Below are 23,049 nucleotides of genomic sequence, written 5' to 3'. Positions count from 1 at the left end.
CATCGCGTCATGAAGCTGGGTCACCTGACCGACAGCCATGACGATCGCGCGGTGACGGGGTTTGCGATCGACCATCGCAAGGTCGCCCCCGGCACCGTCTTCGGCGCGTTCCGCGGCGCTCGTGTCAACGGCGAGGACTTCATCGACGAGGCGGTGCGCGCGGGCGCCATCGCGATCGTCGCGCGGCCCGAGGCGCGGGTGACCGGGGCGCTCCACATCGCCGACGAGGAGCCGCGCGCCGCCTTCGCCCGGCTGGCCGCACGCTTCTTTGCGCCGTTCCCCGAGACGGCGGTGGCGGTCACCGGCACCAACGGCAAGACCTCCGTGGTGGAAATGACCCGGCAGCTCTGGCGGATGGCGGGGCATCATGCCGCGTCGATCGGCACGCTCGGCGTCACCACCGCCGACGAGCGGGTCACGACCGGGCTGACCACCCCCGATGTCGTCACCTTCCTGTCGAACGTCGCCGGGCTGGCGCGGGAGGGGGTGACGCATCTCGCCTTCGAGGCGTCGAGCCACGGGCTGACGCAATATCGCACCGAGGGGCTGCGCGTGGCCGCGGCGGCCTTCACCAACCTGTCGCGCGACCATCTCGACTATCATGGCGACATGGGCGCCTATCTGACTGCGAAGCTGCGACTCTTCTCCGAAGTGCTCTGCCCGGACGGCACCGCGGTGATCTGGGCGGACGACGCCGAATCGGGTCGCGTGTTCGATCTTGCGCAGGCGCGCGGCAACCGGGTGATGACGGTCGGCGAGCGGGGTACGTCGCTGCGACTGGTCGGACGCGAGCCGACCCTGCTCGGCCAGGGGCTGACGATCGAGGCGGAGGGGGCGACCCACCAGGTGCGCCTGCCGTTGATCGGCGCCTATCAGGCGGCCAATGCGCTGGTGGCCGCGGGACTGGTGATCGCGACCGGCGGAGAGACGGCGGCAACGCTGTCGGCGCTGGCGCGTCTGCAACCCGTCCGGGGACGGCTGGAGCGCGCCGCGATCGCCGCGAGCGGTGCACCCGTCTATGTCGACTATGCGCACACGCCCGATGCGCTGGAAGCGGCGATCGCGGCGCTGAAGCCCCACGCCGGCGGACGGCTGATCGTGGTATTCGGCGCGGGCGGCGATCGCGACCTGGGCAAACGCGAGACGATGGGGCAGGTCGCGGCGCATCATGCCGACCGCGTGATCGTGACCGACGACAATCCCCGCAGCGAGGATCCGCGCGCGATCCGGGCGGAGGTGCTGCGCGGCGCGCGCGGAGCGATCGAGATCGGCGACCGGCGCGAGGCGATCGCGGCGGCGATCCACGATGCCGGCCCGACCGACATCGTGCTGATCGCGGGCAAGGGGCATGAGCAGGGGCAGATCGTCGGCGATCTGGTGCTGCCGTTCGACGATGTCGCGGTCGCCCGCGAGGCAGCGGGGAGCCTTTGAGATGGCGCTGTGGACCGCTTCGGAGATTGCCGCGGCGACCGACGGCACCTCGTCCGGCGACTTCGCCGTCGATGGCGTCGCCTTCGATTCGCGCGAGGTCGGTCCGGGCGACCTGTTCATCGCGCTGACCGGCGAGACGACCGACGGACACCGCTTCCTCGACCAAGCCTTCGAACAAGGTGCGGCCGGGGCGATCGTGTCGGCCGGGACGCCGCATCCGCATGTGCGGGTCGCCGACAGCTTCGCCGCGCTGGAGGATCTGGCGCGCGCGGCGCGGGCGCGGACCGATGCGAAGGTCATCGGCGTCACCGGCTCGGTCGGCAAGACGAGCGCGAAGGAAGCGTTGTTCGCCTGTCTCGACCGCGGGATGCGGGGACGGGTGCATCGCTCGGTCAAGAGCTACAACAATCATACCGGCGTGCCGCTCAGCCTGTCGCGCATGCCCGTCGCCACGAAGGCGGCGGTGCTGGAGATGGGGATGAACCATGCCGGCGAGCTCGCCGCGCTGACCCGGCTCGTGCGCCCGCATGTCGCGATCGTGACGACGATCGCCCCGGCCCATACCGAATTCTTCCGCGACGAGAGCGCCATCGCGGATGCCAAGGGCGAGATCTTCCAGGGTCTCGAACCCGGCGGGATCGCGATCGTGCCCTTCGACAGCCCGCATCGCGACCGGCTGATCGCGGCGGCGCAGCCTCATGCGGGGCGGATCGTGAGCTTCGGCCTGGGCGACGGCGCGGACGTGCGGGCGACGGAGACGATGAGGCTCAGCCATGGCGGCACCTTCGTCACCGCGCGGATCGGCGAGCGGGAGCTGAGCTTCACCCTGTCCCAGCCCGGAGCCCATTGGGTGTCGAACGCGATGGCGGTGCTGGCGGCGGTCGATGCGGTGGGTGCGGACCTGGCGCTGGCGGGACTCGCGCTGGCGGAGCAGGGCGGGCTGCCCGGCCGGGGCGCGCGCTTCCAGGCAGCGCTTCCCGCTGGCGGCGAGGCGCTGGTGATCGACGAGAGCTACAATGCCAACCCCGCCTCGATGCGCGCGACGCTGGCGGTGCTTTCAGACACGCCGGGGCGCCATGTCGCGATACTGGGAGAGATGCGCGAACTGGGCGAAGCCTCTGGCGACTATCATGCCGGCCTTGCCCCCGCGGTAGAGGCGGCGCGCGTCGAAGCGGCCGTGCTCGTCGGCGAAGCGATGGCGCCACTCGCGGCGGCGCTTGCCGGGCGGATGGACATCGTCCATGTGGCCGACGCACCCGCCGCGCTGGCGGCCGCTCGCGAGATGCTGGCGCCGGGCGATGCGGTGCTGGTCAAGGGATCGAACGGGGTGGGGCTGGCGCGCGTGGTCGCCGGCCTGCGGGGCGCATAGCATGTTGTACTGGATCGCCGAGCAGCTGGGTTTCACCGGCGTTCTCAACCTTATCCGCTACCAGTCCTTCCGCACCGGCGCGGCGGTGGCGACGGCGCTGCTGATCGGGCTGGTGATCGGTCCCCGCTTCATCGGCTGGCTGCGCGTGCGGCAGGGCAAGGGCCAGCCGATCCGCGCCGACGGGCCGCAGACCCACCTCGCCAAGCGCGGCACGCCAACCATGGGCGGGCTGATGATCCTGACGGCGATGACGCTGTCGATCGTGCTGTGGATGGAGCTGTCCAACCCCTTCGTCTGGGCGTGCCTGTTCGTCACGCTCGGCTTCGGCGCGATCGGCTTCCTCGACGACTATGACAAGGTGCGGAAAGCGACGACCGCGGGCGTGCCCGGCCGGGTGCGGCTGCTGCTGGAATTCGCGATCGCGGGCATCGCCGCCTGGATCGTGATGGGGCAGAACGGGACGGGGCTCTTCCTGCCTTTCACTAACCGCTATTATATCGACTTGTGGTATTTCTACCCGGTCTTCGCGGCGTTCACGATCGTGGCGTTCGGCAATGCGGTGAATCTGACCGACGGGCTGGACGGTCTGGCGACCATGCCGGTGATTATCGCCTCGGTGGCGTTCATGGTCATCGTGTACCTCGCCGGCAATGTGAAGTTCGCGGACTATCTCGGCATCCCTCATGTGCCGGGCGCGGGCGAGCTGGCGATCTTCTGCGGCGCGGTGGTAGGCGCGGGCTTCGCCTTCCTGTGGTTCAACGCGCCGCCGGCCGCGGTCTTCATGGGCGATACCGGCAGCCTCGCGCTGGGCGGGGCGCTGGGCACGATCGCCGTCGTCGCGCATCACGAGATCGTGCTGGGGATCATCGGCGGCCTGTTCGTGGTCGAGGCGATGTCGGTCATCATCCAGGTCTTCTTCTACAAGCGGACCGGCAAGCGCGTGTTCCGCATGGCGCCGATCCACCATCATTTCGAACAGCTCGGCTGGTCGGAGCCGACCGTCGTCATCCGCTTCTGGATCATCGCCTTCGTGCTGGCGCTGGCCGGCCTGTCGACGTTGAAGCTGCGGTGATCGTCTCGCGCACATGGGCGGGCCGGCGCTATGCGGTGCTGGGGCTGGCGCGATCGGGCGCGGCGACGGTGCGGGCGCTGCTGGCGGCGGGCGCGCGTGTTGTCGCATGGGATGCCGATGAGGCGAGGCGCAGCGCTTTTGCCCCCCTCCCCTTCAGGGGAGGGGTTGGGGGTGGGGCGTCGCCTCAAGGGTCGGTGCCCGCGGAAGCGCCCTACCCCAACCCCTCCCCTGAAGGGGAGGGGCTTCAGATTGCGCCCCTCGACGACCTGACCGGCTTCGACGCGCTCGTCGTATCGCCCGGCGTGCCGCTCAATACGCACCCTCTCGCCGCAAAGGCGCGCGCCGCCGGCATTCCCGTCATCGGCGACATCGAGCTGTTCGCACAGGCCCGGGCCGATCTGCCGGCACACAAGGTCGTCGGCATCACCGGCACCAACGGCAAGTCGACGACCACTGCGCTGATCCACCACATCCTGCGCACCGCCGGCATCCCGACCCTGATGGGTGGCAATATCGGTCTGCCGATCCTCGCACAGGAGCCGTTGCCGGCGGGCGGCGTCTATGTGCTGGAGCTGTCGAGCTACCAGGTCGACCTGACCCAGAGCCTCGATTGCGACGTCGCGGTGCTGCTCAACATCACGCCCGACCATCTCGATCGCTATGACGGGTTCGAGAGCTATGCCGCCTCCAAGGCGCGGCTGTTCGCGATGCAGTCGCCCGAGCATGAGGCGGTGATCGGGATCGGCGACGCCGCCTCCGCCGCGATCGCGCGGAGCCTGTCGGCGCGGGGCGAACATCTGACCAAGATCGCGCCGGGCGTGTGCATGGACCAGCGCGGCTGGCCGGCGTTGCAGGGGCCGCACAATGCTCAGAACGCGCTCGCTGCCATCGCGGCGGCGCGCACACTGGGCGTGTCCGAGGTCGATATCGACCGCGGTCTCGCCGGCTTCACCGGCCTGCCGCACCGCATGGAGCGGGTCGCGGCGCGCGGCGGCGTGACCTTCGTCGACGACTCCAAGGCGACCAATCCCGAAAGCACGGCGCCCGCGCTCGCCGCCTTTCCGCGCGTCCACTGGATCGTCGGCGGTCAGCCCAAGGGCGACGATCTCGACGCCTGCGCGCCGGCGTTTGGCCATGTCGTCCATGCCTATACGATCGGGCAGGCCGGGCCGCGCTTCGCCGCGATCCTCGCGCCGCACATGCCGGTAACGGAAGCCGGCACGCTCGACGCCGCGGTCCGCGCGGCGGCGGCACAGGCGCGACCGGGCGAGGTGGTGCTGCTGTCCCCGGCCTGCGCCAGTTTCGACCAGTTCCGCGACTATGAGGCGCGGGGCGCGGCGTTCCGGGCCGCCGTTCAGGCGTTGCCGGAGGAGGGGGAGGCATGACCGACGCAGCGCGGGGCAAGGCCGGCGGCCGGCTGATGGCGCAGGTGAAGAAGCGCGGGGGGCGCGGTGACCGCTCGCCGCTCGGCACCTGGTTCTGGGACATCGACCGGATGCTCCTGCTCCTCACCCTGTTCCTGATCGCGATCGGGCTGATCGCGGTGGCGGCGGCAAGCCCCGCGACGGCGGCGCGCTATTCGGGGGACAAGCACAAGATCGCCCCGCTCTATTATTTCTGGCGGCAGCTGATGTGGGTCGGCGTCTCGCTGCCGGTGCTGATCGGCGTGTCGATGCTGCCCGTGACGCAGGCCCGGCGACTGGCGGTGTGGGGCGGGGGCGTGTTCCTCGCGCTGCTGGCGCTCACCCCGCTGATCGGCGTGGAGAAAAACGGCGCGAAGCGCTGGCTGGAGTTCGGCATCTCGCAGGTCCAGCCCTCCGAATTCCTCAAGCCGCTGTTCATCGTCGCGGTCGCGTGGCTCTTGTCGCTCAAGGCCAAGGATCGCGATCTGCCGGTCGTCACCATGACCGGCGGGCTGACCGGGCTGGTCGCGACGATCCTGATGCTCCAGCCGGATTTCGGGCAGACGGTGATCTTCTGCACCGTCTGGATGGCACTCCTGATGATCGCGGGCACCTCGACCCGGATCATCGTCGGGCTGGTGGCGATGGTACCGGCGGGGCTGGTCGCCGCCTATCTGTTCTACGGAACGGCGCGCGCCCGAATCGATGCCTTCCTGTTCCCCTCGGTCGATGGCGAGGGCGCGGCGGACCATTTCCAGGTCGATGCCGCGCACCGCACGCTGACCGCGGGCGGCTGGACCGGCACCGGACCCGGCGCGGGCGCGGCGAAGTTCGGCCTGCCGGAAGCGCACACCGACTACATCTTCTCGGTGATCGGCGAGGAGTTCGGGCTGATCGCCTGCGGGGTGATCGCGCTGGTGTTTCTCGCGATCGTCGTGCGCGTCTTCGTCAAGCTGCTGGACGAGCAGGACGAATTCAAGCTGCTCGCCGCCTCCGGCCTTGCCGTGCAGTTCGGCGCGCAGGCGCTCGTGTCGATGGCGGTCAACACCGGCCTCGCTCCGTCCAAGGGCATGACGCTGCCCTTCATCAGCTATGGCGGGTCGTCGATGATCGCGCTGTCGATCGGCATGGGGTTGCTCCTGGCCTTCACCCGTCGCAATCCGTTCCTGACGCGGTCCCCCTATGTGGTCCGCTGGAGCGGTGAATGAGCAAGCATTACGTATTGGCGGCCGGCGGCACCGGCGGTCATATGGTCCCGGCGGCGGCGCTCGCGACCGAGTTGACGAAGCGCGGCCACCATGTCGCGCTGGTCTCGGACGAACGCGGGGTGCGCTTCCCCGGCCTGTTCGAGGGGGTGCAGACGCATGTCCTGCCGGCGGGCCGCTTCGCCGGCGGGCCGATGGGCTATGCCAAGGCGCTGCGCGAGATGTGGCGCGGGCGGGCGATGGCGCGCGAGCTGTATCGCACCTTCCGCCCCGCGGCGGTGATCGGGTTCGGCGGCTATCCGGCGATGCCGGCGCTGCTCGCCGCCTTTGCCGAGAAGATCCCGACTGCGGTCCACGAGCAGAATGCGGTGCTGGGCCGGGTCAACCGCCTCGTCGCGCGGCGCGTCGATGCGATCGCGACCTCCTATGAGCGGACCGAGCGCCTGCCGGAGCGGCTGATCGCCAAGACCCATCTGGTCGGCAATCCGGTGCGTGAGGCGGTGCTGGCGCTGCGCGCCAAGCCCTACCCGCTGCTGGAGGAGGACGGCATCTTCCGCGTGCTCGTCACCGGCGGCAGCCAGGGGGCGAGCATTCTCAGCGAGGTCGTGCCGGACGGCCTGGCGATGCTCCCGCCCAACTTCCGCCGCCGGTTGCAGGTGACCCATCAGGCGCGGATCGAGGATATCGATGCGGCGCGCGCGCAATATGCCGAGCATCAGATCGCGGCGGAGCTGGCGACCTATCTGCCCGACCTGCCCGAACAGCTCGCCTGGGCGCACCTCATCATCGCCCGCGCCGGCGCCTCGACCATCGCCGAGCTGACCGCGGCCGGGCGCCCGGCGATTCTGGTGCCGCTGCCGTCGGCGACAGACGACCACCAGACCGCCAATGCCCGCGAGATGACCGCCGCGGGCGGCGCGCGGACGATCCCGCAAAAGACCTTCACCGCCGTGGAACTCGCCAAGCAGATGCAGAAACTGGGCCTCGACCCGCAGGCGCTGGAAAATGCCGCCGGCCGCGCCAAGAGCGTCGGCCGCCCGCATGCGGTCAGCGACCTCGCCGATCTGGTCGAAAGCCTGGATGCGCCGCTCGCCCGCCTGCCGGTGCCGGTCCGCCAGCAGAAGGCGGCGTTCGCATGAGGGCGACAGTCAAGATCCTCTCGGGAACGGGGAGGGGAACCGCTCGCGCGGCGAGTGGTGGAGGAGGATCGCCGCGGCCGACTTACTTGCCGCAGTCCCCCTCCACCATGCCTGCGGCATGGTCCCGCTTCCCGCAACCGGGGAGGATCTGATGCGCGGCGTCGCGACTGATATCGGGACGATCCATTTCGTCGGGATCGGCGGGATCGGCATGTCGGGCATCGCCGAGGTGATGAGGAATCTCGGCTATCGCGTGCAGGGGTCGGATGTGGCTGAGGGCTATGTCGTGCAGGGGCTGCGCGACACGGGGATCCCGGTCGCGATCGGCCATGCGGCGGAGAATATCGGCGATGCGGCGGTGGTCGTCGTCTCGACCGCGATCACGCGCTCCAATCCCGAGGTGGAGGCGGCGCTGGAGCGGCGCGTGCCCGTCGTCCGGCGCGCGGAGATGCTGGCCGAGCTGATGCGGCTCAAGTCCACCGTCGCGGTGGCGGGGACGCACGGCAAGACCACGACGACCTCGATGGTCGCGGCGTTGCTCGATGCGGGCGGGGTCGATCCGACCGTCATCAATGGCGGCATCATCAACAGCTACGGCTCGAACGCGCGACTGGGCGCGAGCGACTGGATGGTGGTCGAGGCGGACGAGAGCGACGGCAGCTTCCTGCGCCTCGACGGCACGATCGCGGTCGTCACCAATATCGATCCCGAGCATCTCGACCATTATGGCTCGTTCGATGCGGTCAAGGACGCGTTCGTTGAGTTCGTCGAGAACGTGCCCTTCTACGGCGCGGCGTTGCTCTGTCTCGACCATCCCGAAGTGCAGAACATCCTGCCGCGGGTGCGCGACCGGCGCGTCGTCACCTACGGCTTCTCGGCCCAGGCCGATGTGCGCGGGGTCAATGTTACCCCGATCCCCGGCGGCAATCGCTTCGAGTGCATCGTGCGCGGGCGCGACGGGACGAGCCGTTCGATCGAGGGGATTGAGCTGCCCATGCCGGGTCGGCACAATGTCCAGAACGCATTGGCGGCGATCGGCGTGGCGCTGGAACTGGGGATCGACGACGCGACCATCGCGCGCGGCTTCGAGACGTTCGGCGGGGTCAAGCGCCGCTTCACCAAGGTCGGCGAGGTCGGCGGCGCGACGATCATCGACGATTACGGCCATCACCCGGTCGAGATCCGGGCGGTGCTCGCCGCCGCGCGCGAGGGTGCGACCGGGCGCGTGATCGCCGTCGTCCAGCCGCACCGCTATTCGCGGCTCGGCAATCTGATGGAGGAATTCCAGACCGCCTTCAACGACGCCGATCGCGTGCTGGTGACGCCGGTCTATGCCGCGGGGGAAGCGCCGGTCGAGGGCGTCGATGCCGAGGCGCTGGTTGCGGGCCTCAAGCGACGCGGCCACCGCCATGCCGCGACCGTCGCCGATGCCGATGCGCTCGCGGGGGAGCTTGCCGGCGACCTGCGCGAAGGCGACATGATCGTGTGCCTCGGCGCGGGCGACATCACCAAATGGGCGGCGGGCCTCGCCCAGGCGATCGGAGAGAAGCGATGAGCGACTGGTTCAAGGCGTCGATCGATCTCCAGAAGCAGATGCTGGAGGCCCAGCAGCGCGCGCTCGACTTCGGCGGACAGGCGAAGAACGCCGGCGACGCCTTTGTCGAGGCACAGGAGGCGGCGCGCAAGGCGGCCGAGGCGAACCTTGCCGCATGGCAGGCCTGGACGCGGCTTTGGGGCGTCGGGCCGTGGTGACCCCGCCGCTGCCCGCGGTGCGCGGGCGGCTGACCCCCAAGGCCCCGCTCTCGCCGCTCGTCTGGTTCAAGACCGGCGGACCGGCGGAGTGGCTGTTCGAACCGGCGGACGTCGAGGATCTGGCCGGGTTTCTCGCCGCGCTCGATCCGGCGACGCCCGTCTATCCGCTCGGCCTCGGCTCCAACCTCATCGTGCGCGACGGCGGGTTGCCGGGCGTGGTCGTGCGGCTGGGCAAGCCGTTGTCCTATGCGAAGGTCGGCGACGATGGCACGACGCTGGTCTGCGGGGGCGGGACGTCGGGGATTCTCGTTTCCTCGACCGCGCGCGACGCGGGGATAGCGGGGGTGGAGTTCCTGCGCTCGATCCCCGGCACGGTGGGCGGCTTCGTGCGGATGAACGGCGGCGCCTATGGCCGCGAAGTCGCCGATGTGCTGGTCGACTGCACTGTCGTGCTGCGGAACGGGCGGATTGCGACGCTGGCGGCGGCCGATCTCGGCTATACCTATCGCCACAGCGCATTGCCCGAGGGCGCGATCGTCGTCGCGGCGACGTTCCGCGGGACCCCTGGCGATCCGGCCGCGATCGGCGCGGAGATGGACCGCATCGCCGCCGAGCGCGAGGCGTCGCAGCCGCTGCGCAGCCGCACCGGCGGGTCGACCTTCAAGAACCCGGCCGGGCACAAGGCCTGGGCGCTGATCGATGCCGCCGGCTGTCGCGGCCTGACCCGCGGCGATGCGCAGGTGTCGGAAAAGCATTGCAACTTCCTGCTCAACGTCGGCAACGCGACCAGCGCCCAGATCGAGGCGCTGGGCGAGGAGGTGCGCGACAAGGTCAAGGCGCAGTCGGGCGTGACGCTCGAATGGGAAATCCAGCGGGTGGGGGTGGAGGCGTGATGGGCGCCCTGAAGATCCTCCCCGCGCGCGGGGAGGGGGACGGCGCGCAAAGCGCGTGGTGGAGGGGCGCTGCCGCAAGCGCAGCGCGCGGGGCGAAGCCCCTCCACCGTCGCTGCGCGCCGGTCCCCCTCCCCATCAAGGATGGGGAGGATCTAGGATAGTCATGCACATCGCGGTTCTGATGGGCGGTTGGTCCGCCGAGCGGCCGGTGTCGCTGATGTCCGGCGCGGGCGTGGCCGAGGCGCTGGAGGCGAACGGGCATCGCGTGACGCGGATCGACATGGACAAGCATGTCGCGGCGCGGATCGCGGAGGCGCAGCCCGACCTCGTCTTCAACGCGCTGCACGGATCGCCCGGCGAGGACGGGACGGTGCAGGGGATGCTCGACCTGATGGGCGTGCCCTATACCCATTCGGGCCTCGCCACTTCGGTGATCACGATCGACAAGGTGCTGACCAAACAGGCGCTCGTCCCGCATGGCGTGCCGATGCCGGGCGGGCGGATCGTCAAGTCGGCGGAGCTGTTCTCGCGCGATCCGCTGCCGCGCCCCTATGTGCTCAAGCCGGTCAACGAAGGCTCTTCGGTCGGAGTCGCGATCGTCACCGCGGACGGCAATTACTCCGACCCGATTTGGCCCGATGCCAAGGGGCCGTGGCAGGAGTTCGAGGAGCTGCTCGCCGAGCCCTATATCCGCGGGCGCGAGTTGACCACGGCGGTGCTGGGCAATCGCGCGCTGGGCGTGACCGAGCTGATCCCGAAGAACGGCTGGTACGATTTCGACGCCAAATACACCGACGGCCTGACCGAGCATGTCTGCCCGGCGCGTATCCCGGACGAAATCGCCGACGCCTGCAAGGCGCTCGCGCTGGAGGCGCACCGGCTGCTCGGCTGCAAGGGGTGCAGCCGGTCCGACTTCCGCTGGGACGACGAGCGCGGGGTGGACGGGCTGTTCCTGCTGGAGGTGAACACCCAGCCGGGCATGACCCCGCTCAGCCTGGTGCCCGAACAGGCGCGGCATATCGGCATGAGCTATGCCGAACTGGTGCAGGCGATCGTCGACGAAGCGATCGTCGACCGGGCGATCGTCGACGGGGCGATCGTCGACGGGGCGATCGGCGATCGGGAAGGGCAGGGGGGATGAGTCGCACGATCAAGCGCGCCGCCCCGCCGCGGCGCCCCGCCCCACGCCGGCGCCAGCCGGTGCAGAAGGTGTCGTTCGTCGACCGGATGATCGCGCGGCTGCCCATCAGCGAGGCGACGCTGCGCCGGGCCGTGACCTGGTCGATCACCGGCCTCGCCGCGGCGGGCGCGCTGGTCGCGGCGAGCTGGCTGGGTGTGCCGGGCATGGTCGGCGCGGCGCTCGCCGAAACGGCGGGCCAGGCGGGGCTGCGGGTTCGCCAGATCGAGATCACGGGCCTGAAACGCATGGACCGGATGACCGTCTATGCCGTCGCGCTCGACCAGCAGAGCCGCGCGATGCCGCTCGTCGATCTCGAGTCGGTGCGGCAGAAGCTGCTGCGCTATGGCTGGATCGCCGATGCGCATGTCTCGCGCCGGCTGCCGGACACGCTGCTGATCGACATCGTCGAGCGGACGCCGGCAGCGGTGTGGCAGGATCGCGGCGAGCTGACGCTGATCGACTCGAGTGGCGTGCTGCTCGAGCCGGTCAATCCCGACGCGATCCCGGACCTGCCGCTGATCATCGGACCCGGGGCCGACCGGCAGGAGGCGGCCTATCAGTCCCTGCTCGCCGCCGCGCCGGCGCTCAAGCCGCGGATCCGCGCCGCGACCTGGATCGGCAATCGTCGCTGGGATCTGACCTTCGACAGCGGCGAAGTGCTCGCGCTGCCCGAGGAGGACGCGCCGCGGGCGCTGGTGCGGTTCGCCGAGATGGACGGGGCGCGGCCGCTCTTGGGTCGCGGCTGGCTGCGATTCGATATGCGGGACCCGTCGAAGCTGGTTGCGCGCAAGCCCGGACTCGACCAGAATCACGCGCTTGCCGAGCCCGCTGAGGTGAACGGCGCAAGTCCGGGCGAAGGCTGACGATTTTCGGGGCATCCGGGGCAGGGGACGGAACATGGCGAAGGTGGCGCCCGAAGGGCTGATTACCGCGCTCGACATCGGATCGTCGAAGGTTTCGGCGATGATCGCGCGCAAGGGAGACGGCGGCGAGCTGGTGGTGCTGGGCACCGGCCAGCGCGAAAGCCGCGGAGTGAAGCGCGGCTATATCGCCGATATGGGCGCGACCGAGGCCGCAGTGCGCGAGGCGGTGGAGCAGGCGGAGCGGATCGCTGGGCTCAATATCGAGAATGTCTGGGTCGGCTTCTCGGCCGGCGGCCTCGTGTCCGACGTCGCCGAGGTCGAGGTGGAGCTGGGGGGCCATCAGGTCGAGCAGCAGGATATCGACGCGCTGCTCCAGGCGGGGCGTCAGTCGATCGATCCGCAGGGGCGGATGGTGCTCCATGCCCAGCCGGCGCTCTATACGCTCGACGGGCTGACCGGGGTGAAGAAGCCGCTCGGCCTCCACGCGGACAAGCTGGGCGTCCACATCCATGTCGTCGCGGCGGACGGGTCGCCGGTGCGCAACCTCGACCTGTGCGTCCGTTCGGCGCATCTGGAGGTGAAGTCGATCATCGCCGCGCCGGTCGCCACGGGGCTTGCCTGCCTGTCGGAGGAAGAGCGCGAGCTGGGCGTCGCGCTGGTCGAGATGGGGGCGGGGATCACCAACGTCTCGCTGTTCGCGGGCGGGATGCTGGTCGGGCTCTGCTCGCTGCCGATGGGGGCGGCGGACATCACCGACGATATCGCGTCCGCCTTCGGCACCCGCCGCCAGCAGGCGGAGCGGATGAAGTGCTTCCACGGCTCCGCCAACACCTCTCCGCGCGACAATCACGACATGATCCCGGTGACGCCGATCGCGGCGGAGGACGATGTCCATGCCGGGGTGCAGATCACCAAGGCGCAGCTGATCGGCGTGATCCGCCAGCGGCTGGAGCACCAGATGGGCGAGATCCGCAAGGCGCTCGCGCAACTGCGCTTCGAGGGGCCGGTCGGGCGCCAGGTGGTGCTGACCGGTGGCGGTGCGGAGCTGAAGGGGATCGCCGACTATGCGCAGGCAGCGCTGGGCCGCTCGGTCCGGATCGGCCGGCCGCGCGGATTGACCGGTCTGCCCGAGGCGCATGGCGGCCCGGCTTTCGCGACGCTCGCGGGTCTGGCTTTCTATGCCGCTGCCGATCCGGTGGACCTCAGGACCTTGGCGACGCAGGGTCAGGCGGTGACGCGGCCGGCGGGCGGCATGGGCCTCTTCCGCAAGCTGATCCAGGCGGCGCGGGCAAATTATTGAGCCATGGGGATGGTGCGCTGCGGTTTTCGGGTGGCAGCGGACAATTCCCACGGTAGAAAGCATTAATGATCGGTCCGCCCGGCGTTCCTCGGCGCGTGACCTGGGCGGAGATACGTGGCGATGAGCATCGAATTCCTGGCTCCCGAAGTCGACGAGCTGACCCCGCGCATCGCGGTGATCGGCGTCGGCGGGGCCGGCGGCAACGCGATCGCGAACATGATGCGCGCGGACGTGCAGGGCGTCGACTTCCTGGTGGCGAACACCGACGCGCAGGCGTTGAAGCAGTCGGTGGCCCCCAACCGCGTCCAGCTGGGCGCGAAGATCACGCAAGGTCTGGGCGCGGGTGCCCGGCCGGAGATCGGTCGTGCTGCGGCCGAGGAGACGATCGAGAGCCTCGCCAAGCAGCTCGAGGGCTGCCACATGGTCTTCATCGCCGCCGGCATGGGCGGCGGCACCGGCACCGGCGCGGCGCCCGTCATCGCCAAGGCGGCGCGCGACATGGGCATCCTGACCGTGGGCGTGGTCACCAAGCCCTTCGCGTTCGAGGGGAATCGCCGGTCGAAGGCGGCCGAGGGCGGGATCGAGGAGCTCCAGAAGTTCGTCGACACGCTGATCGTGATCCCGAACCAGAACCTGTTCCTGATCGCCAACGCCAACACCACCTTCAAGGAAGCGTTCGCGATGGCGGACGAGGTGCTGCAGCAGGGCGTGCGCGGCATCACCGACCTGATGGTCATGCCCGGCCTGATCAATCTCGACTTCGCCGACGTCCGCTCGGTGATGCAGGAGATGGGCAAGGCGATGATGGGCACGGGCGAGGCGAGCGGCGACAATCGCGCGCTGGAGGCCGCGCAGAAGGCGATCGCCAACCCGCTGCTCGACGGCGTGTCGATGCAGGGCGCGAAGGGCGTGATCATCTCGATCACCGGCGGCGACGACATGCGACTGCTCGAGGTCGACGAGGCCGCCAACCATATCCGCGAGCTGGTCGATCCCGATGCGAACATCATCTGGGGCTCGGCCTTCAATCCCGAACTGGAAGGCCGCATCCGCGTGTCGGTCGTCGCGACCGGGATCGAGGCTGTCGAGCGCCCGGTCGCGCCGGCGGCCCCCGCCGCGGCACCGGCACCCTTCAGCTTCACCGCGCCGCGCCGCGTCGAGGAGACGGTGACCTACCGCCAGCCGGCCGCCGAGCCGGCTGCGCCGCCCCCGCCCGCCGAGCCGGCCGCTCACGCCGCGCCGGACGCGCCGGGCGACGACGAGCTGGTCCTGGGTGCCGATACGATCGTCCCCGCTCCGGCGCCCCAGCCGACCGCGCCCGTCCAGCCGGCGGCCGAGGAAAGCCCGCGTCGCTGGGTCGCTCCCGGCTCCGAGACGGCCCCGGAGGCAGCCCCGGCGGCCCCGCGCGTCAAGCTGGGCGGCACGCTATTCGAGCGGATGTCGAATGCTGCGCGAGGCAATCAGCGCGAAGACGAGAAGGGCGGCGAGCCCCTCGACATCCCGCGCTTCCTGCACCGCCAGAGCAACAACTGACGGCTCGAGGGCCGGGCGGGTCGAGAGGCCTGCCCGCCTGGAAAGGGTCGCCGGACCTGCACTTCAGCAGGCGGACGACCCCAGCCGCCCGTCCACCGATCCGCCGCCCGACGAAGCCGCGGTCCGCTCAGCCGGTGGTGAGCATAGGCAGGACCGGACCTCGCGAAAGCCGCTGCCGAGCCCTTATGCTCCGCATTGGATGAGGCGGATCGGATGCGCCGCTCTGCCACCGGCCTTCGCGCGACCGGATCCGGGCCTTTGCCGGGGGTGACGGGAAGCGGGAGCCTGGCCTGACAAGCTGGAGCAACTCGCGCGCCGATCCCCGTTCATCGCCGTTGCCGCCCGCCTCGTCGCGCGACGGCGGGGGGTGTCATTGTCCACTCGCGGCCGCTCGGCTGTAGCCTGTTCGGGAACCCATGCGCCATCCGCTTCGCCTGACCGCCTCCGCCCTGCCGGCCGCTGCCCTGGCCGCCGCCTTCCTGCCGCAGGCCGCCGTCGCCCAGGCGGTGGTCCAGTCGCTCGAGCAGAGCGATGCGGATCTGCTGGCGACGCAGATGCGCCAGTTGGCGAGCAATCCCCGCGACGTGGCGGCGCTGGTCACGGCGGGCGAACTGTCGCTCAAACTGGGCGACCTCAGCGGCGCGGCGGCGCTGTTCGCGCGTGCCGACAAGATCGACCCGCGCGACGGCCGGGTGAAGGCCGGCATGGGCTCGGTCCTGGTGCGCTCGGAACGGCCCGGCGAGGCGCTGCGCTTCTTCCAGCAGGCCGAGCGCGACGGGCTGGCGCCGGCGGCCTTCGCTGCCGACCGCGGGCTCGCCTATGATCTGATCGGTCAGCCGGCCCGGGCGCAGGCCGATTATCGCACGGCGCTCGCCAGTGCGCGGACCGACGAGACGCTGCGCCGCTATGCGCTGTCGCTCGGTATTTCCGGTCAGCGCGATCTTGCGCTCGAACAGCTCGATCCGCTGGTCCGCCGGCAGGATCGCGCAGCGTGGCGGGCGCGTGCCTTCGTGCTGGCGATGAACGGCGACACGGCGGGTGCGAACAAGATCGCGACGACGATGATGCCCGCGCAGCTGGCGCAGGGACTCGGAGCCTTCTTCGCCCGCCTGCCGGCCTTGTCGGCGACCGACCGCGCCTTCGCGGTCCATTTCGGCGAAGTCTATCCGACGCCGGAGCGCCTCGCCGACGCCAAGCTGACCCCGCCGCTGCCGGCCTTCAACGGGCCGACCGGCGCGGTGCAGGTCGCAGCGGCGGATCCCATCCCCCGGCCCACGCAGACATTCACACCTTCGGTGCGGCAGCCGGTACAGGCGCGGCCCGTCCAGACCCGTCCATCGCAGAGCCGGCCGACGCGGGTAGCGGAGCAGCCGCAGCTTGCCGGCCGCACGACGCCGCCCGCGACCGTGGCAGCGCGCCCGGTCGAATCGGTTGCCGCGGCCCCGGCCGTGGTCATGGGTCCGCCGCGCGAAGTCGCGCAGACGGTGCCGGCCGCGCCGCCGCCGCCCGTCCGGCAGGCACCGCCGGTGCAGGTCGCAGCCGCATCGACCTCGGCTCCGGCACCGGCCAGCGTCGCGCCGGTGCAGTCGCGTGCCTCGACCCAGCGGGCCGATGCGGTACTGGCACGGATCGTCGCCAGCCTGACCATCCCGGCGTCCGAGCTGGGCGTGGAAGACCCTGCGCCGGCCGTTCCGCCTGCCGTGGCGGCAGAGCCGGCGTCTTCGGCCGGACGGCGTGTGCTGGCCGGTGCGTCGATCAAGGAGGCGCGCGATACGGCGGTGCGTCGCGCGGTCGCCGCGAAGCTGACCGGGGACGCCGCCGCGGACGATCCGGCGCCGACCACGCGCGCGTTACGCAGCGCCCGGGCCGACCGGAGCGCGACCGCCGACAAGGATGCGGCGCTCACGCCGGCGCAGAAGCGGGCTGCCGACCGTAAGGCGCGCGCCGAGAAGGAGGCCGCGGCGGAAAAGAAGGCGCTTGCCGATAAGGCCGCGGCCGAGAAGAAGGCGGCGAAGGCCAATCCGTCCCGCATCTGGGTGCAGGTCGCCAGCGGCGCGAACGAGGGCGATCTTGCCAAGGCGTGGAGCGCCGCCAAGGCCAAGGCGCCGACGGCCTTTGCCGGCCGCAACGGTTATACGACGCCGCTGCGCGCGACGAACCGCGTGTTGACCGGTCCGTTCAAGACCGATGCGGAGGCGCGCGCCTTCGTCAACAAGCTCAAGAAGGAAGGCGTGTCGAGCTACGCCGTCACCAGCGAGGCGGGGCAGCAGGTCGACCGGTTGCCATCCAAGTGAGTGCGCGTGCAGCGTGGGCGGCGGACCCGTCTTCCAGCCGCGGTCGCCAGCATGACGAGGACGACGGCAGCGTCCGTGGCCCGCGGGATGCCTTCCAGCGCGATCGCGACCGCATCATCCATTCGATCAGCTTTCGGCGGCTGCGCCACAAGACCCAGGTCTTCATGGCGCCCGACGGCGATCATTTCCGCGTCCGCCTGACGCACAGCATCGAGGTGGCGCAGATCGGCCGCGCCGTCGCGCGCGCCCTCGGGCTCAACGAGGACCTGACCGAGGCGCTGTGCCTGGCGCACGATATCGGCCATCCGCCGTTCGGCCATGCCGGCGAGGACGCGCTGAAGGCGGCGCTGGGCCATGCCGGCGGCTTCGATCACAACGGCCACACGCTGCGCACGCTGACCGCGATCGAGCGGCCCTATCCGCGCTGGAACGGGCTCAACCTGACCTGGGAGACGCTGGAGGGGCTGGCCAAGCATAACGGCCCGGTCCGTCATCCCGGCTGGGCGCTGGCGGCGGTCGATGCGGCGGTGCCGCTCGAGCTGGAGCGCTGGCCGTCGCTGGAGGCGCAGGTCGCCGCGATCGCCGACGACATCGCCTATGACAATCACGATATCGACGACGGGTTGCGCGCGGGGCTGCTCACGCTCGACCAGTTGCTGGAGGTGCCGCTCGTCGCGCGCGTGTGGCGCGGCGTGGAGGCGCGGCACGGCGGCTGCGCCCCCGACCGGCTCGCGCGCGAGCTGGTGCGCAGCCAGATCGGCGAAATGGTCACCGACCTGATGGACGAGACCCGGGCGCGGGTTGCGGACAGCGGCGTCGCGAGCGTCGACGATGTACGGGCGGCAGGACGCGCGCTGGCGGGCTTCTCCGACGGCATGCGGGTCGAGGAGCGCGACCTGAAGCGCTTCATGTACGCCAACCTCTACCACCATCCGATGCAGATCGCGGCGGCGGAGGCGGCGCATGGCGTCGTCGCCGGGCTTTTCGCCGCCTATCGCGACGACCCGCAGACGCTGCCCCCCGAATGGCAGGAGCGACTGCCGCAAGAGGAACCGGAGCGGAGCCGCCACATCGCCGACTTCATCGCCGGGATGACCGATCGCTATGCGGTCGCGCAGTATCGCCGCGTGGTCGGTCCGGTGGAGATGCCGGACGGCTTTTAGGGGCGGTGGCGCGCCTGCGACCGGACGCGAACGATCTGCCGGACTAGTCGCCTAAGAGACTTCGGGGACTGGCACGCAAACGCAGCGGGCGCCCCCGCCCATTGGCGAAGGCGCCCGAGATCGGGGCAGCGACCGGAAGGCCGCCGCTCCCTTGCGGATCAGCGGCCGAACGCGGCGATGCTGCCCGACGCGCTGGTGGCAGCGCCCTTCGCATCGGCGACGCGGAAGGCGACCGGGGCGCTGCCCGAACGGCCCTCGACCCGGCCGTTCGCGACGACGAGGTGGAAGTCCTGGCCGCCCGGAAGGCGATGGCCCTCGATCACGGTGCGCCCGGCGGCATCCTTGGTCGAGGTGTAGGTGTAGGTATAGCCCTCGTGGACGAAGCTCTTCTCCCCGTCGGCGGCGATGGCGGCGGTGGCGAACAGGCCGGCGGTGGCGGCGAGAGCGATGGTGATGGTGCGCATGATCGTTATCCTCGCTGATGATGGCGTGGTGCGATCAGGTGTCCTCTTTATGTCGTTGGTGACAATTTATTGCGATGCAGCATAGGCGCAACTGCAAAGCCTCTGGGTGCACTTGCAGCCGACGCAATCGTCCGGCGGGGACGGGATTTGAGGCGGCGGGGATGTTGGGCTAAGGGCGGGCGCTCCCTCGCTTTGGACGGTCCATGACGCTCTACACCCGCTTTGCCGCGCACATCGATGCGGCGCTCGATGCCCTGGTCGCCCGCGGCGCGCTGCCCGACGGCCTCGATCGCCGCAACGTGACGGTCGAGCCGCCGCGGGATGCGAGCCATGGGGATCTGGCCACCAATGCCGCAATGGTCCTCGCCAAGCCGGCCGGCGTGAAGCCGCGCGAGCTGGCCGAGGCGCTGGCGGGCGAACTCGGCGCGCTGGACGAGGTCGCGCGGGTCGACGTCGCGGGTCCGGGCTTCATCAACATGATGCTGACCGACGATGCCTGGCGCGCCGAGCTGGCGGCGGTGCATGCGGCCGGCGACGACTATGGCCGCTCGCGCACCGGCGAGGGGATCACGGTCAATATCGAGTATGTCTCCGCCAATCCGACCGGGCCGATGCATATGGGGCATTGCCGGGGCGCGGTGGTGGGCGACGCGCTGGGCAATCTGCTCGCCTTCGCCGGACACCGGGTAATCCGGGAATATTATGTCAACGACGCCGGCGGGCAGGTCGACGTGCTCGCCCGCTCGGTCCATCTGCGCTATCGCGAGGCGCTGGGCGAGAGCGTGGCGATCCCGGAGGGCCTCTACCCCGGCGACTATCTGGTGCCGGTGGGAGAGGCGCTCGCCGCGGAATTCGGCGACCGCTATCGCGACGCCCCCGAGGGCGAATGGCTCGCCCTGTTCCGTACCCGCGCGGTGGCGGCGATGATGGCGCTGATCCGCGACGATCTGGCGTTGCTGGGTATCCATCACGACGTCTTCGCCTCCGAGGCGGAGCTGCAGGCGGCCGGCAAGCCGGAGGCGGCGGAGGCGGAGCTGCGGTCGCGCGACCTCGTCTATGACGGCGTGCTCGACGCACCCAAGGGCGAGACGCCCGAGGATTGGGAGCCGGTCGAGCTGCCGCTGTTCCGCTCCACCGCCTATGGCGACGATCAGGACCGGCCGATCAAGAAGTCGAACGGTAGCTGGACCTATTTCGGCGCCGACATGGCCTATCACTACCAGAAGGCGCAGACCGCGGATCAGCTGATCGACATCTGGGGTGCGGATCATGCCGGCACGGTGAAGCGGATCGTCGCGGCGGTCGCGGCGCTGACCGGCGGCAAGACGCGGTTCGACGTCAAGCTCGTCCAGATGGTGCGCCTGCTGCGCGGCGGCGAGCCCGTGAAGATGTCGAAGCGCGCGGGCAATTTCGTGACGCTGGCCGATGTGGTGCGCGAGGTGGGCAAGGACGTGGTCCGCTTCACCATGCTGACCCGCCGTGCCGACGCGCAGATGGACTTCGACTTCGCCAAGGTGGTGGAGGCGTCGAAGGACAATCCGGTCTTCTACGTCAATTACGCCAATGCCCGGATCGCGTCGCTCCACCGGCGGGCGGACGAGGCGGGGATCGCGGCGGGCGAGGCGGATCTGGCGCGGCTCGACGCGGAGGAACTGGCGCTGGTCAAGCTGGCCGCGCAATTCCCGCGCACGATCGAGACCGCGGCGGCGACGCGCGAGCCGCACCGCATCGCCTTTTACCTCTACGATCTCGCCGCGGCCTTCCATGCGCTGTGGAATGTCGGCAATGATCGCCCCGACCGCCGCTTCCTGGTGGTGGAGGATGCCGATGCCACGCGCGCCCGGCTTTTCCTCGCCGACGGGATCGGGCAGATTATTCGCAACGGCCTGCGCGTCATGGGCGTCGAAGCCGTATCGGAGATGCATTGATGCGCGACGACACGTTCCTTCGCGACGAGGATCGCCTGCCCTGGCTGGAGACGGTCGAGCCCGACGAGGAGCGGGGGACGCCCGTGCTGCGGATCGTCGCGATGGTCGTCGTCGCGGTGGTCGTGCTCGCGGCGATCGCCTTTGCCGTCCTCGCCCTGCAGCGGCGTGACGGCGCGGCCACCGGTCAGCTGATCCCGCCGCCGTCGGGGCCGTACAAGGTGCGGCCCGACGAGCCGGGGGGGCTGAAGGTCGAAGGGGAGGGCGACGCCGCTATCGCCACCAGCGCCGGCAAGGACCAGGGCAATGGCGCCATCGACCTGAAGGCCGTGCCGGAGGCGCCGGTCGCGACCAGCCGCAACCCGGCGGCCGGGACCGGCCCGGCGGCCGAAGAGGCGGGCGGGCGAAATGCCGTGGCCGAGGTGCCGGGGCGTGGCGGCAAGCTGGTCGCCCCCGCGCCGCTCACCGCCGACCGTCCGGCAAGCCGGGCGAGTGGCGGCAGCGGCACCATGGTGCAGCTCGGCGCCTATCCCAGCGAGGCGGTCGCCAATGCCTCCTGGGATCGGTTCGCGAAGCGGTTCGCCTATCTGGCGCCGCTGACCAAGACGGTCCAGCCGGTCGCGCGCGAAGGCAAGACGCTCTACCGCCTGCGCGTCGATGCGGGCAGCGCCAACCAGGCGGCCGATCTGTGCGGCCGGCTGCGCGTGGCGGGCGAGGCGTGCTTCATCGCCGGCTGATTCAATGAGCCCCTTCGTCTGGGGCATCGCAGGACCCGCGCCGACGTCGGAGGAACGGGCGGTGCTGGCCGGTGCCCGGCCGGCCGGCGTGATGCTGTTCGCCCGGAACATCGTCGATCCGGTGCAGCTGCGCGGGCTGACCAATGAGCTGCGCGTGGCGGCCGGATGCGACGATCTGACGATCCTCGTCGATCAGGAGGGCGGACGCGTCGCCCGGCTGAGACCGCCGCACTGGCCGGCCTCTCCGCCCGCCGCCGCCTTTGGGGCACTCTACGCCCGTGCACCCATGACCGCGATCGAGGCGGCGCGCGCTCATGGCATGGCGCAGGGCGCGATGCTGCGCGCGATGGGGATCGACTGGAACGCCGCGCCGATTCTGGATCTGGCGCACCATGGGGACGGCGCGATCGGCGACCGCGCCTTTGCGCGCGATCCGCTGGCGGTCGCGGCACTCGGGCGCGCCATGGTCGAGGGGCTTGCCGCGACGGGCGTAACGGCGATCGTCAAGCACCTGCCCGGCCATGGCCGGGCGACGGCGGACCCGCATCATGGCCGTGCCGTCGTCGAGGCGTCCGCCGAGGCGCTGGAGGAGGATCTAGCGCCGTTCCGCACGGTGTCGCGGGTCGCCCGCGCCGCGATGGTCGGGCATCCGATCTATCCGTGCTGGGACGCGGAGCGGCCCGCCAGCCTGTCGCCTGTCGTGATCGCGACGATCCGCGATGCGACCGGCTTCGACGGGCTCCTGATCTCGGACGATCTGGCGATGGGAGCGCTGGCCGGCTCGCCCGACGACCTGGCGGCACAGGCGGTGGCGGCGGGGTGCGACCTTGCGCTCTGCTGCCATGCGACTCCGGCGGAGGCCGCGGCGATCGCCGACCGTCTCGGACCGATCGCCCCCGGCGCAGCGGCACGAATGGCCGCCGCGCGGCTCGATCTTGGCGGATTTTGCGATGCGGCCGAGGCGATTGCGCGTCGTGACGCGCTCTTCGACGCGGGCGTGTCACGGATCGGCTGGTAAAGGGCCGCCCAAGCGCTTAGATGAGGCGCAAGTTTCAGGAGTATGCGCCATGGGCAGCTTCAGCCCGATCCACCTGCTGGTCCTCGCCATCGTCGCCATTCTGCTGCTTGGCGGCGGCCGGTTCTCCAACCTGATGGGCGATGTCGCCAAGGGCGTGAAGAACTTCAAGAAGGGCATGGCCGAGGAAGACGAGCCGGCCAAGCCGTCGAAGCGGATCGAGGCGCAGAGCCGCGCCGAGCCGGCCTTCGATCGCGAGGGCGATCGCGTCCGCGACGATCGTTGATCCCGCGATCGGCGGCGGGCCGCGG

General features: G+C 70.5%; 20 protein-coding genes. 19 read left to right on the top strand and 1 reads right to left on the bottom strand.

Translation table 11 applies throughout. The features are described from left to right. The first annotated feature begins 9 nt into the window (after nucleotides 1-9). The 15 genes from IEX18_RS02400 to IEX18_RS02330 all read left to right on the top strand — a co-directional run bounded on the left by IEX18_RS02400 (nucleotide 10) and on the right by IEX18_RS02330 (nucleotide 18,597). Nucleotides 10-1,431, top strand: a complete 1,422-nt coding sequence (locus tag IEX18_RS02400) for a UDP-N-acetylmuramoyl-L-alanyl-D-glutamate--2,6-diaminopimelate ligase (RefSeq protein ID WP_188657057.1) — start codon at nucleotides 10-12, stop codon at nucleotides 1,429-1,431. Between the two features lies 1 nt (nucleotide 1,432). After that, the gene (locus tag IEX18_RS02395) at nucleotides 1,433-2,800 is read left to right on the top strand and encodes a UDP-N-acetylmuramoyl-tripeptide--D-alanyl-D-alanine ligase (RefSeq protein ID WP_188657056.1); all 1,368 of its coding nucleotides are present in this window, start codon (nucleotides 1,433-1,435) and stop codon (nucleotides 2,798-2,800) included. 1 nt (nucleotide 2,801) lies between these two features. Next, a complete protein-coding gene (gene mraY / locus IEX18_RS02390) occupies nucleotides 2,802-3,872 on the top strand; it encodes a phospho-N-acetylmuramoyl-pentapeptide-transferase (RefSeq protein ID WP_188657055.1) in 1,071 nt (356 codons plus the stop codon). After that, the gene (murD, locus tag IEX18_RS02385) at nucleotides 3,869-5,257 is read left to right on the top strand and encodes a UDP-N-acetylmuramoyl-L-alanine--D-glutamate ligase (protein ID WP_188657054.1); all 1,389 of its coding nucleotides are present in this window, start codon (nucleotides 3,869-3,871) and stop codon (nucleotides 5,255-5,257) included. Before mraY ends, murD begins: the two co-directional genes overlap by 4 nt. Continuing rightward, complete coding sequence (locus IEX18_RS02380) at nucleotides 5,254-6,483, top strand: FtsW/RodA/SpoVE family cell cycle protein (protein ID WP_188657053.1); 1,230 nt, start codon at nucleotides 5,254-5,256, stop codon at nucleotides 6,481-6,483. Before murD ends, IEX18_RS02380 begins: the two co-directional genes overlap by 4 nt. Continuing rightward, entirely contained in the window at nucleotides 6,480-7,619 is a 1,140-nt protein-coding gene (gene murG / locus IEX18_RS02375; protein ID WP_188657052.1) for an undecaprenyldiphospho-muramoylpentapeptide beta-N-acetylglucosaminyltransferase, read from the top strand. The genes IEX18_RS02380 and murG overlap by 4 nt, the downstream gene beginning before the upstream one ends. A 151-nt stretch (nucleotides 7,620-7,770) precedes the next feature. Continuing rightward, the gene (gene murC, locus IEX18_RS02370; protein ID WP_188657796.1) at nucleotides 7,771-9,174 is read left to right on the top strand and encodes a UDP-N-acetylmuramate--L-alanine ligase; all 1,404 of its coding nucleotides are present in this window, start codon (nucleotides 7,771-7,773) and stop codon (nucleotides 9,172-9,174) included. Then, on the top strand, nucleotides 9,171-9,371 hold the full coding sequence (locus IEX18_RS02365) for a hypothetical protein (protein ID WP_229664313.1): 201 nt from the start codon (nucleotides 9,171-9,173) through the stop codon (nucleotides 9,369-9,371). The genes murC and IEX18_RS02365 overlap by 4 nt, the downstream gene beginning before the upstream one ends. Next, the gene (gene murB, locus IEX18_RS02360; protein ID WP_188657050.1) at nucleotides 9,329-10,264 is read left to right on the top strand and encodes a UDP-N-acetylmuramate dehydrogenase; all 936 of its coding nucleotides are present in this window, start codon (nucleotides 9,329-9,331) and stop codon (nucleotides 10,262-10,264) included. Before IEX18_RS02365 ends, murB begins: the two co-directional genes overlap by 43 nt. A gap of 163 nt (nucleotides 10,265-10,427) precedes the next feature. Further along, on the top strand, nucleotides 10,428-11,405 hold the full coding sequence (locus IEX18_RS02355; RefSeq protein ID WP_188657049.1) for a D-alanine--D-alanine ligase: 978 nt from the start codon (nucleotides 10,428-10,430) through the stop codon (nucleotides 11,403-11,405). Next, nucleotides 11,402-12,307, top strand: coding sequence for a cell division protein FtsQ/DivIB (locus IEX18_RS02350; RefSeq protein ID WP_188657048.1), 906 nt, complete (start codon nucleotides 11,402-11,404; stop codon nucleotides 12,305-12,307). The genes IEX18_RS02355 and IEX18_RS02350 overlap by 4 nt, the downstream gene beginning before the upstream one ends. A 34-nt stretch (nucleotides 12,308-12,341) precedes the next feature. After that, the gene (ftsA, locus tag IEX18_RS02345) at nucleotides 12,342-13,607 is read left to right on the top strand and encodes a cell division protein FtsA (RefSeq protein ID WP_188657047.1); all 1,266 of its coding nucleotides are present in this window, start codon (nucleotides 12,342-12,344) and stop codon (nucleotides 13,605-13,607) included. A gap of 120 nt (nucleotides 13,608-13,727) precedes the next feature. Continuing rightward, nucleotides 13,728-15,140, top strand: coding sequence for a cell division protein FtsZ (ftsZ, locus tag IEX18_RS02340; RefSeq protein WP_188657046.1), 1,413 nt, complete (start codon nucleotides 13,728-13,730; stop codon nucleotides 15,138-15,140). A gap of 416 nt (nucleotides 15,141-15,556) precedes the next feature. Further along, entirely contained in the window at nucleotides 15,557-17,434 is a 1,878-nt protein-coding gene (locus IEX18_RS02335; protein WP_188657045.1) for an SPOR domain-containing protein, read from the top strand. Beyond that, nucleotides 17,431-18,597, top strand: a complete 1,167-nt coding sequence (locus tag IEX18_RS02330) for a deoxyguanosinetriphosphate triphosphohydrolase (protein WP_188657044.1) — start codon at nucleotides 17,431-17,433, stop codon at nucleotides 18,595-18,597. Before IEX18_RS02335 ends, IEX18_RS02330 begins: the two co-directional genes overlap by 4 nt. 158 nt (nucleotides 18,598-18,755) lie before the next feature. Here IEX18_RS02330 and IEX18_RS02325 read toward each other — a convergent pair whose 3' ends face one another. Next, complete coding sequence (locus IEX18_RS02325) at nucleotides 18,756-19,061, bottom strand: hypothetical protein (RefSeq protein WP_188657043.1); 306 nt, start codon at nucleotides 19,059-19,061, stop codon at nucleotides 18,756-18,758. Between the two features lie 203 nt (nucleotides 19,062-19,264). Here IEX18_RS02325 and argS point away from each other — a divergent pair, with 203 nt between their 5' ends. From argS to IEX18_RS02305, 4 genes are read left to right on the top strand one after another with little or no spacing between them, the layout of a single operon-like run. Beyond that, nucleotides 19,265-20,989 (top strand): arginine--tRNA ligase, encoded by a 1,725-nt coding sequence (gene argS / locus IEX18_RS02320; protein WP_188657042.1) that lies wholly within the window; start codon nucleotides 19,265-19,267, stop codon nucleotides 20,987-20,989. Continuing rightward, on the top strand, nucleotides 20,989-21,723 hold the full coding sequence (locus tag IEX18_RS02315) for an SPOR domain-containing protein (protein ID WP_188657041.1): 735 nt from the start codon (nucleotides 20,989-20,991) through the stop codon (nucleotides 21,721-21,723). The genes argS and IEX18_RS02315 overlap by 1 nt, the downstream gene beginning before the upstream one ends. Before the next feature lie 4 nt (nucleotides 21,724-21,727). Next, the gene (gene nagZ / locus IEX18_RS02310) at nucleotides 21,728-22,741 is read left to right on the top strand and encodes a beta-N-acetylhexosaminidase (RefSeq protein WP_188657040.1); all 1,014 of its coding nucleotides are present in this window, start codon (nucleotides 21,728-21,730) and stop codon (nucleotides 22,739-22,741) included. A gap of 49 nt (nucleotides 22,742-22,790) precedes the next feature. Continuing rightward, nucleotides 22,791-23,024 (top strand): twin-arginine translocase TatA/TatE family subunit, encoded by a 234-nt coding sequence (locus IEX18_RS02305; RefSeq protein ID WP_188657039.1) that lies wholly within the window; start codon nucleotides 22,791-22,793, stop codon nucleotides 23,022-23,024. Nucleotides 23,025-23,049 lie beyond the last annotated feature (25 nt).

Source organism: Sphingomonas metalli, from assembly GCF_014641735.1.
GTDB classification, from domain to species: Bacteria; Pseudomonadota; Alphaproteobacteria; order Sphingomonadales; family Sphingomonadaceae; genus Sphingomonas; species Sphingomonas metalli.
This window is presented reverse-complemented; position numbering and strand designations above follow the sequence as displayed.

Coding starts and splice junctions, on each gene's coding strand:
- IEX18_RS02400 (WP_188657057.1), top strand. CDS start 10: ATGAAGCTGGGTCACCTGACCGACAGCCATGACGATCGCGCGGTGACG.
- IEX18_RS02395 (WP_188657056.1), top strand. CDS start 1,433: ATGGCGCTGTGGACCGCTTCGGAGATTGCCGCGGCGACCGACGGCACC.
- mraY (WP_188657055.1), top strand. CDS start 2,802: ATGTTGTACTGGATCGCCGAGCAGCTGGGTTTCACCGGCGTTCTCAAC.
- IEX18_RS02380 (WP_188657053.1), top strand. CDS start 5,254: ATGACCGACGCAGCGCGGGGCAAGGCCGGCGGCCGGCTGATGGCGCAG.
- murG (WP_188657052.1), top strand. CDS start 6,480: ATGAGCAAGCATTACGTATTGGCGGCCGGCGGCACCGGCGGTCATATG.
- murC (WP_188657796.1), top strand. CDS start 7,771: ATGCGCGGCGTCGCGACTGATATCGGGACGATCCATTTCGTCGGGATC.
- IEX18_RS02365 (WP_229664313.1), top strand. CDS start 9,171: ATGAGCGACTGGTTCAAGGCGTCGATCGATCTCCAGAAGCAGATGCTG.
- murB (WP_188657050.1), top strand. CDS start 9,329: ATGGCAGGCCTGGACGCGGCTTTGGGGCGTCGGGCCGTGGTGACCCCG.
- IEX18_RS02355 (WP_188657049.1), top strand. CDS start 10,428: ATGCACATCGCGGTTCTGATGGGCGGTTGGTCCGCCGAGCGGCCGGTG.
- IEX18_RS02350 (WP_188657048.1), top strand. CDS start 11,402: ATGAGTCGCACGATCAAGCGCGCCGCCCCGCCGCGGCGCCCCGCCCCA.
- ftsA (WP_188657047.1), top strand. CDS start 12,342: ATGGCGAAGGTGGCGCCCGAAGGGCTGATTACCGCGCTCGACATCGGA.
- ftsZ (WP_188657046.1), top strand. CDS start 13,728: ATGAGCATCGAATTCCTGGCTCCCGAAGTCGACGAGCTGACCCCGCGC.
- IEX18_RS02335 (WP_188657045.1), top strand. CDS start 15,557: ATGCGCCATCCGCTTCGCCTGACCGCCTCCGCCCTGCCGGCCGCTGCC.
- IEX18_RS02325 (WP_188657043.1), bottom strand. CDS start 19,061: ATGCGCACCATCACCATCGCTCTCGCCGCCACCGCCGGCCTGTTCGCC.
- argS (WP_188657042.1), top strand. CDS start 19,265: ATGACGCTCTACACCCGCTTTGCCGCGCACATCGATGCGGCGCTCGAT.
- IEX18_RS02315 (WP_188657041.1), top strand. CDS start 20,989: ATGCGCGACGACACGTTCCTTCGCGACGAGGATCGCCTGCCCTGGCTG.
- nagZ (WP_188657040.1), top strand. CDS start 21,728: ATGAGCCCCTTCGTCTGGGGCATCGCAGGACCCGCGCCGACGTCGGAG.
- IEX18_RS02305 (WP_188657039.1), top strand. CDS start 22,791: ATGGGCAGCTTCAGCCCGATCCACCTGCTGGTCCTCGCCATCGTCGCC.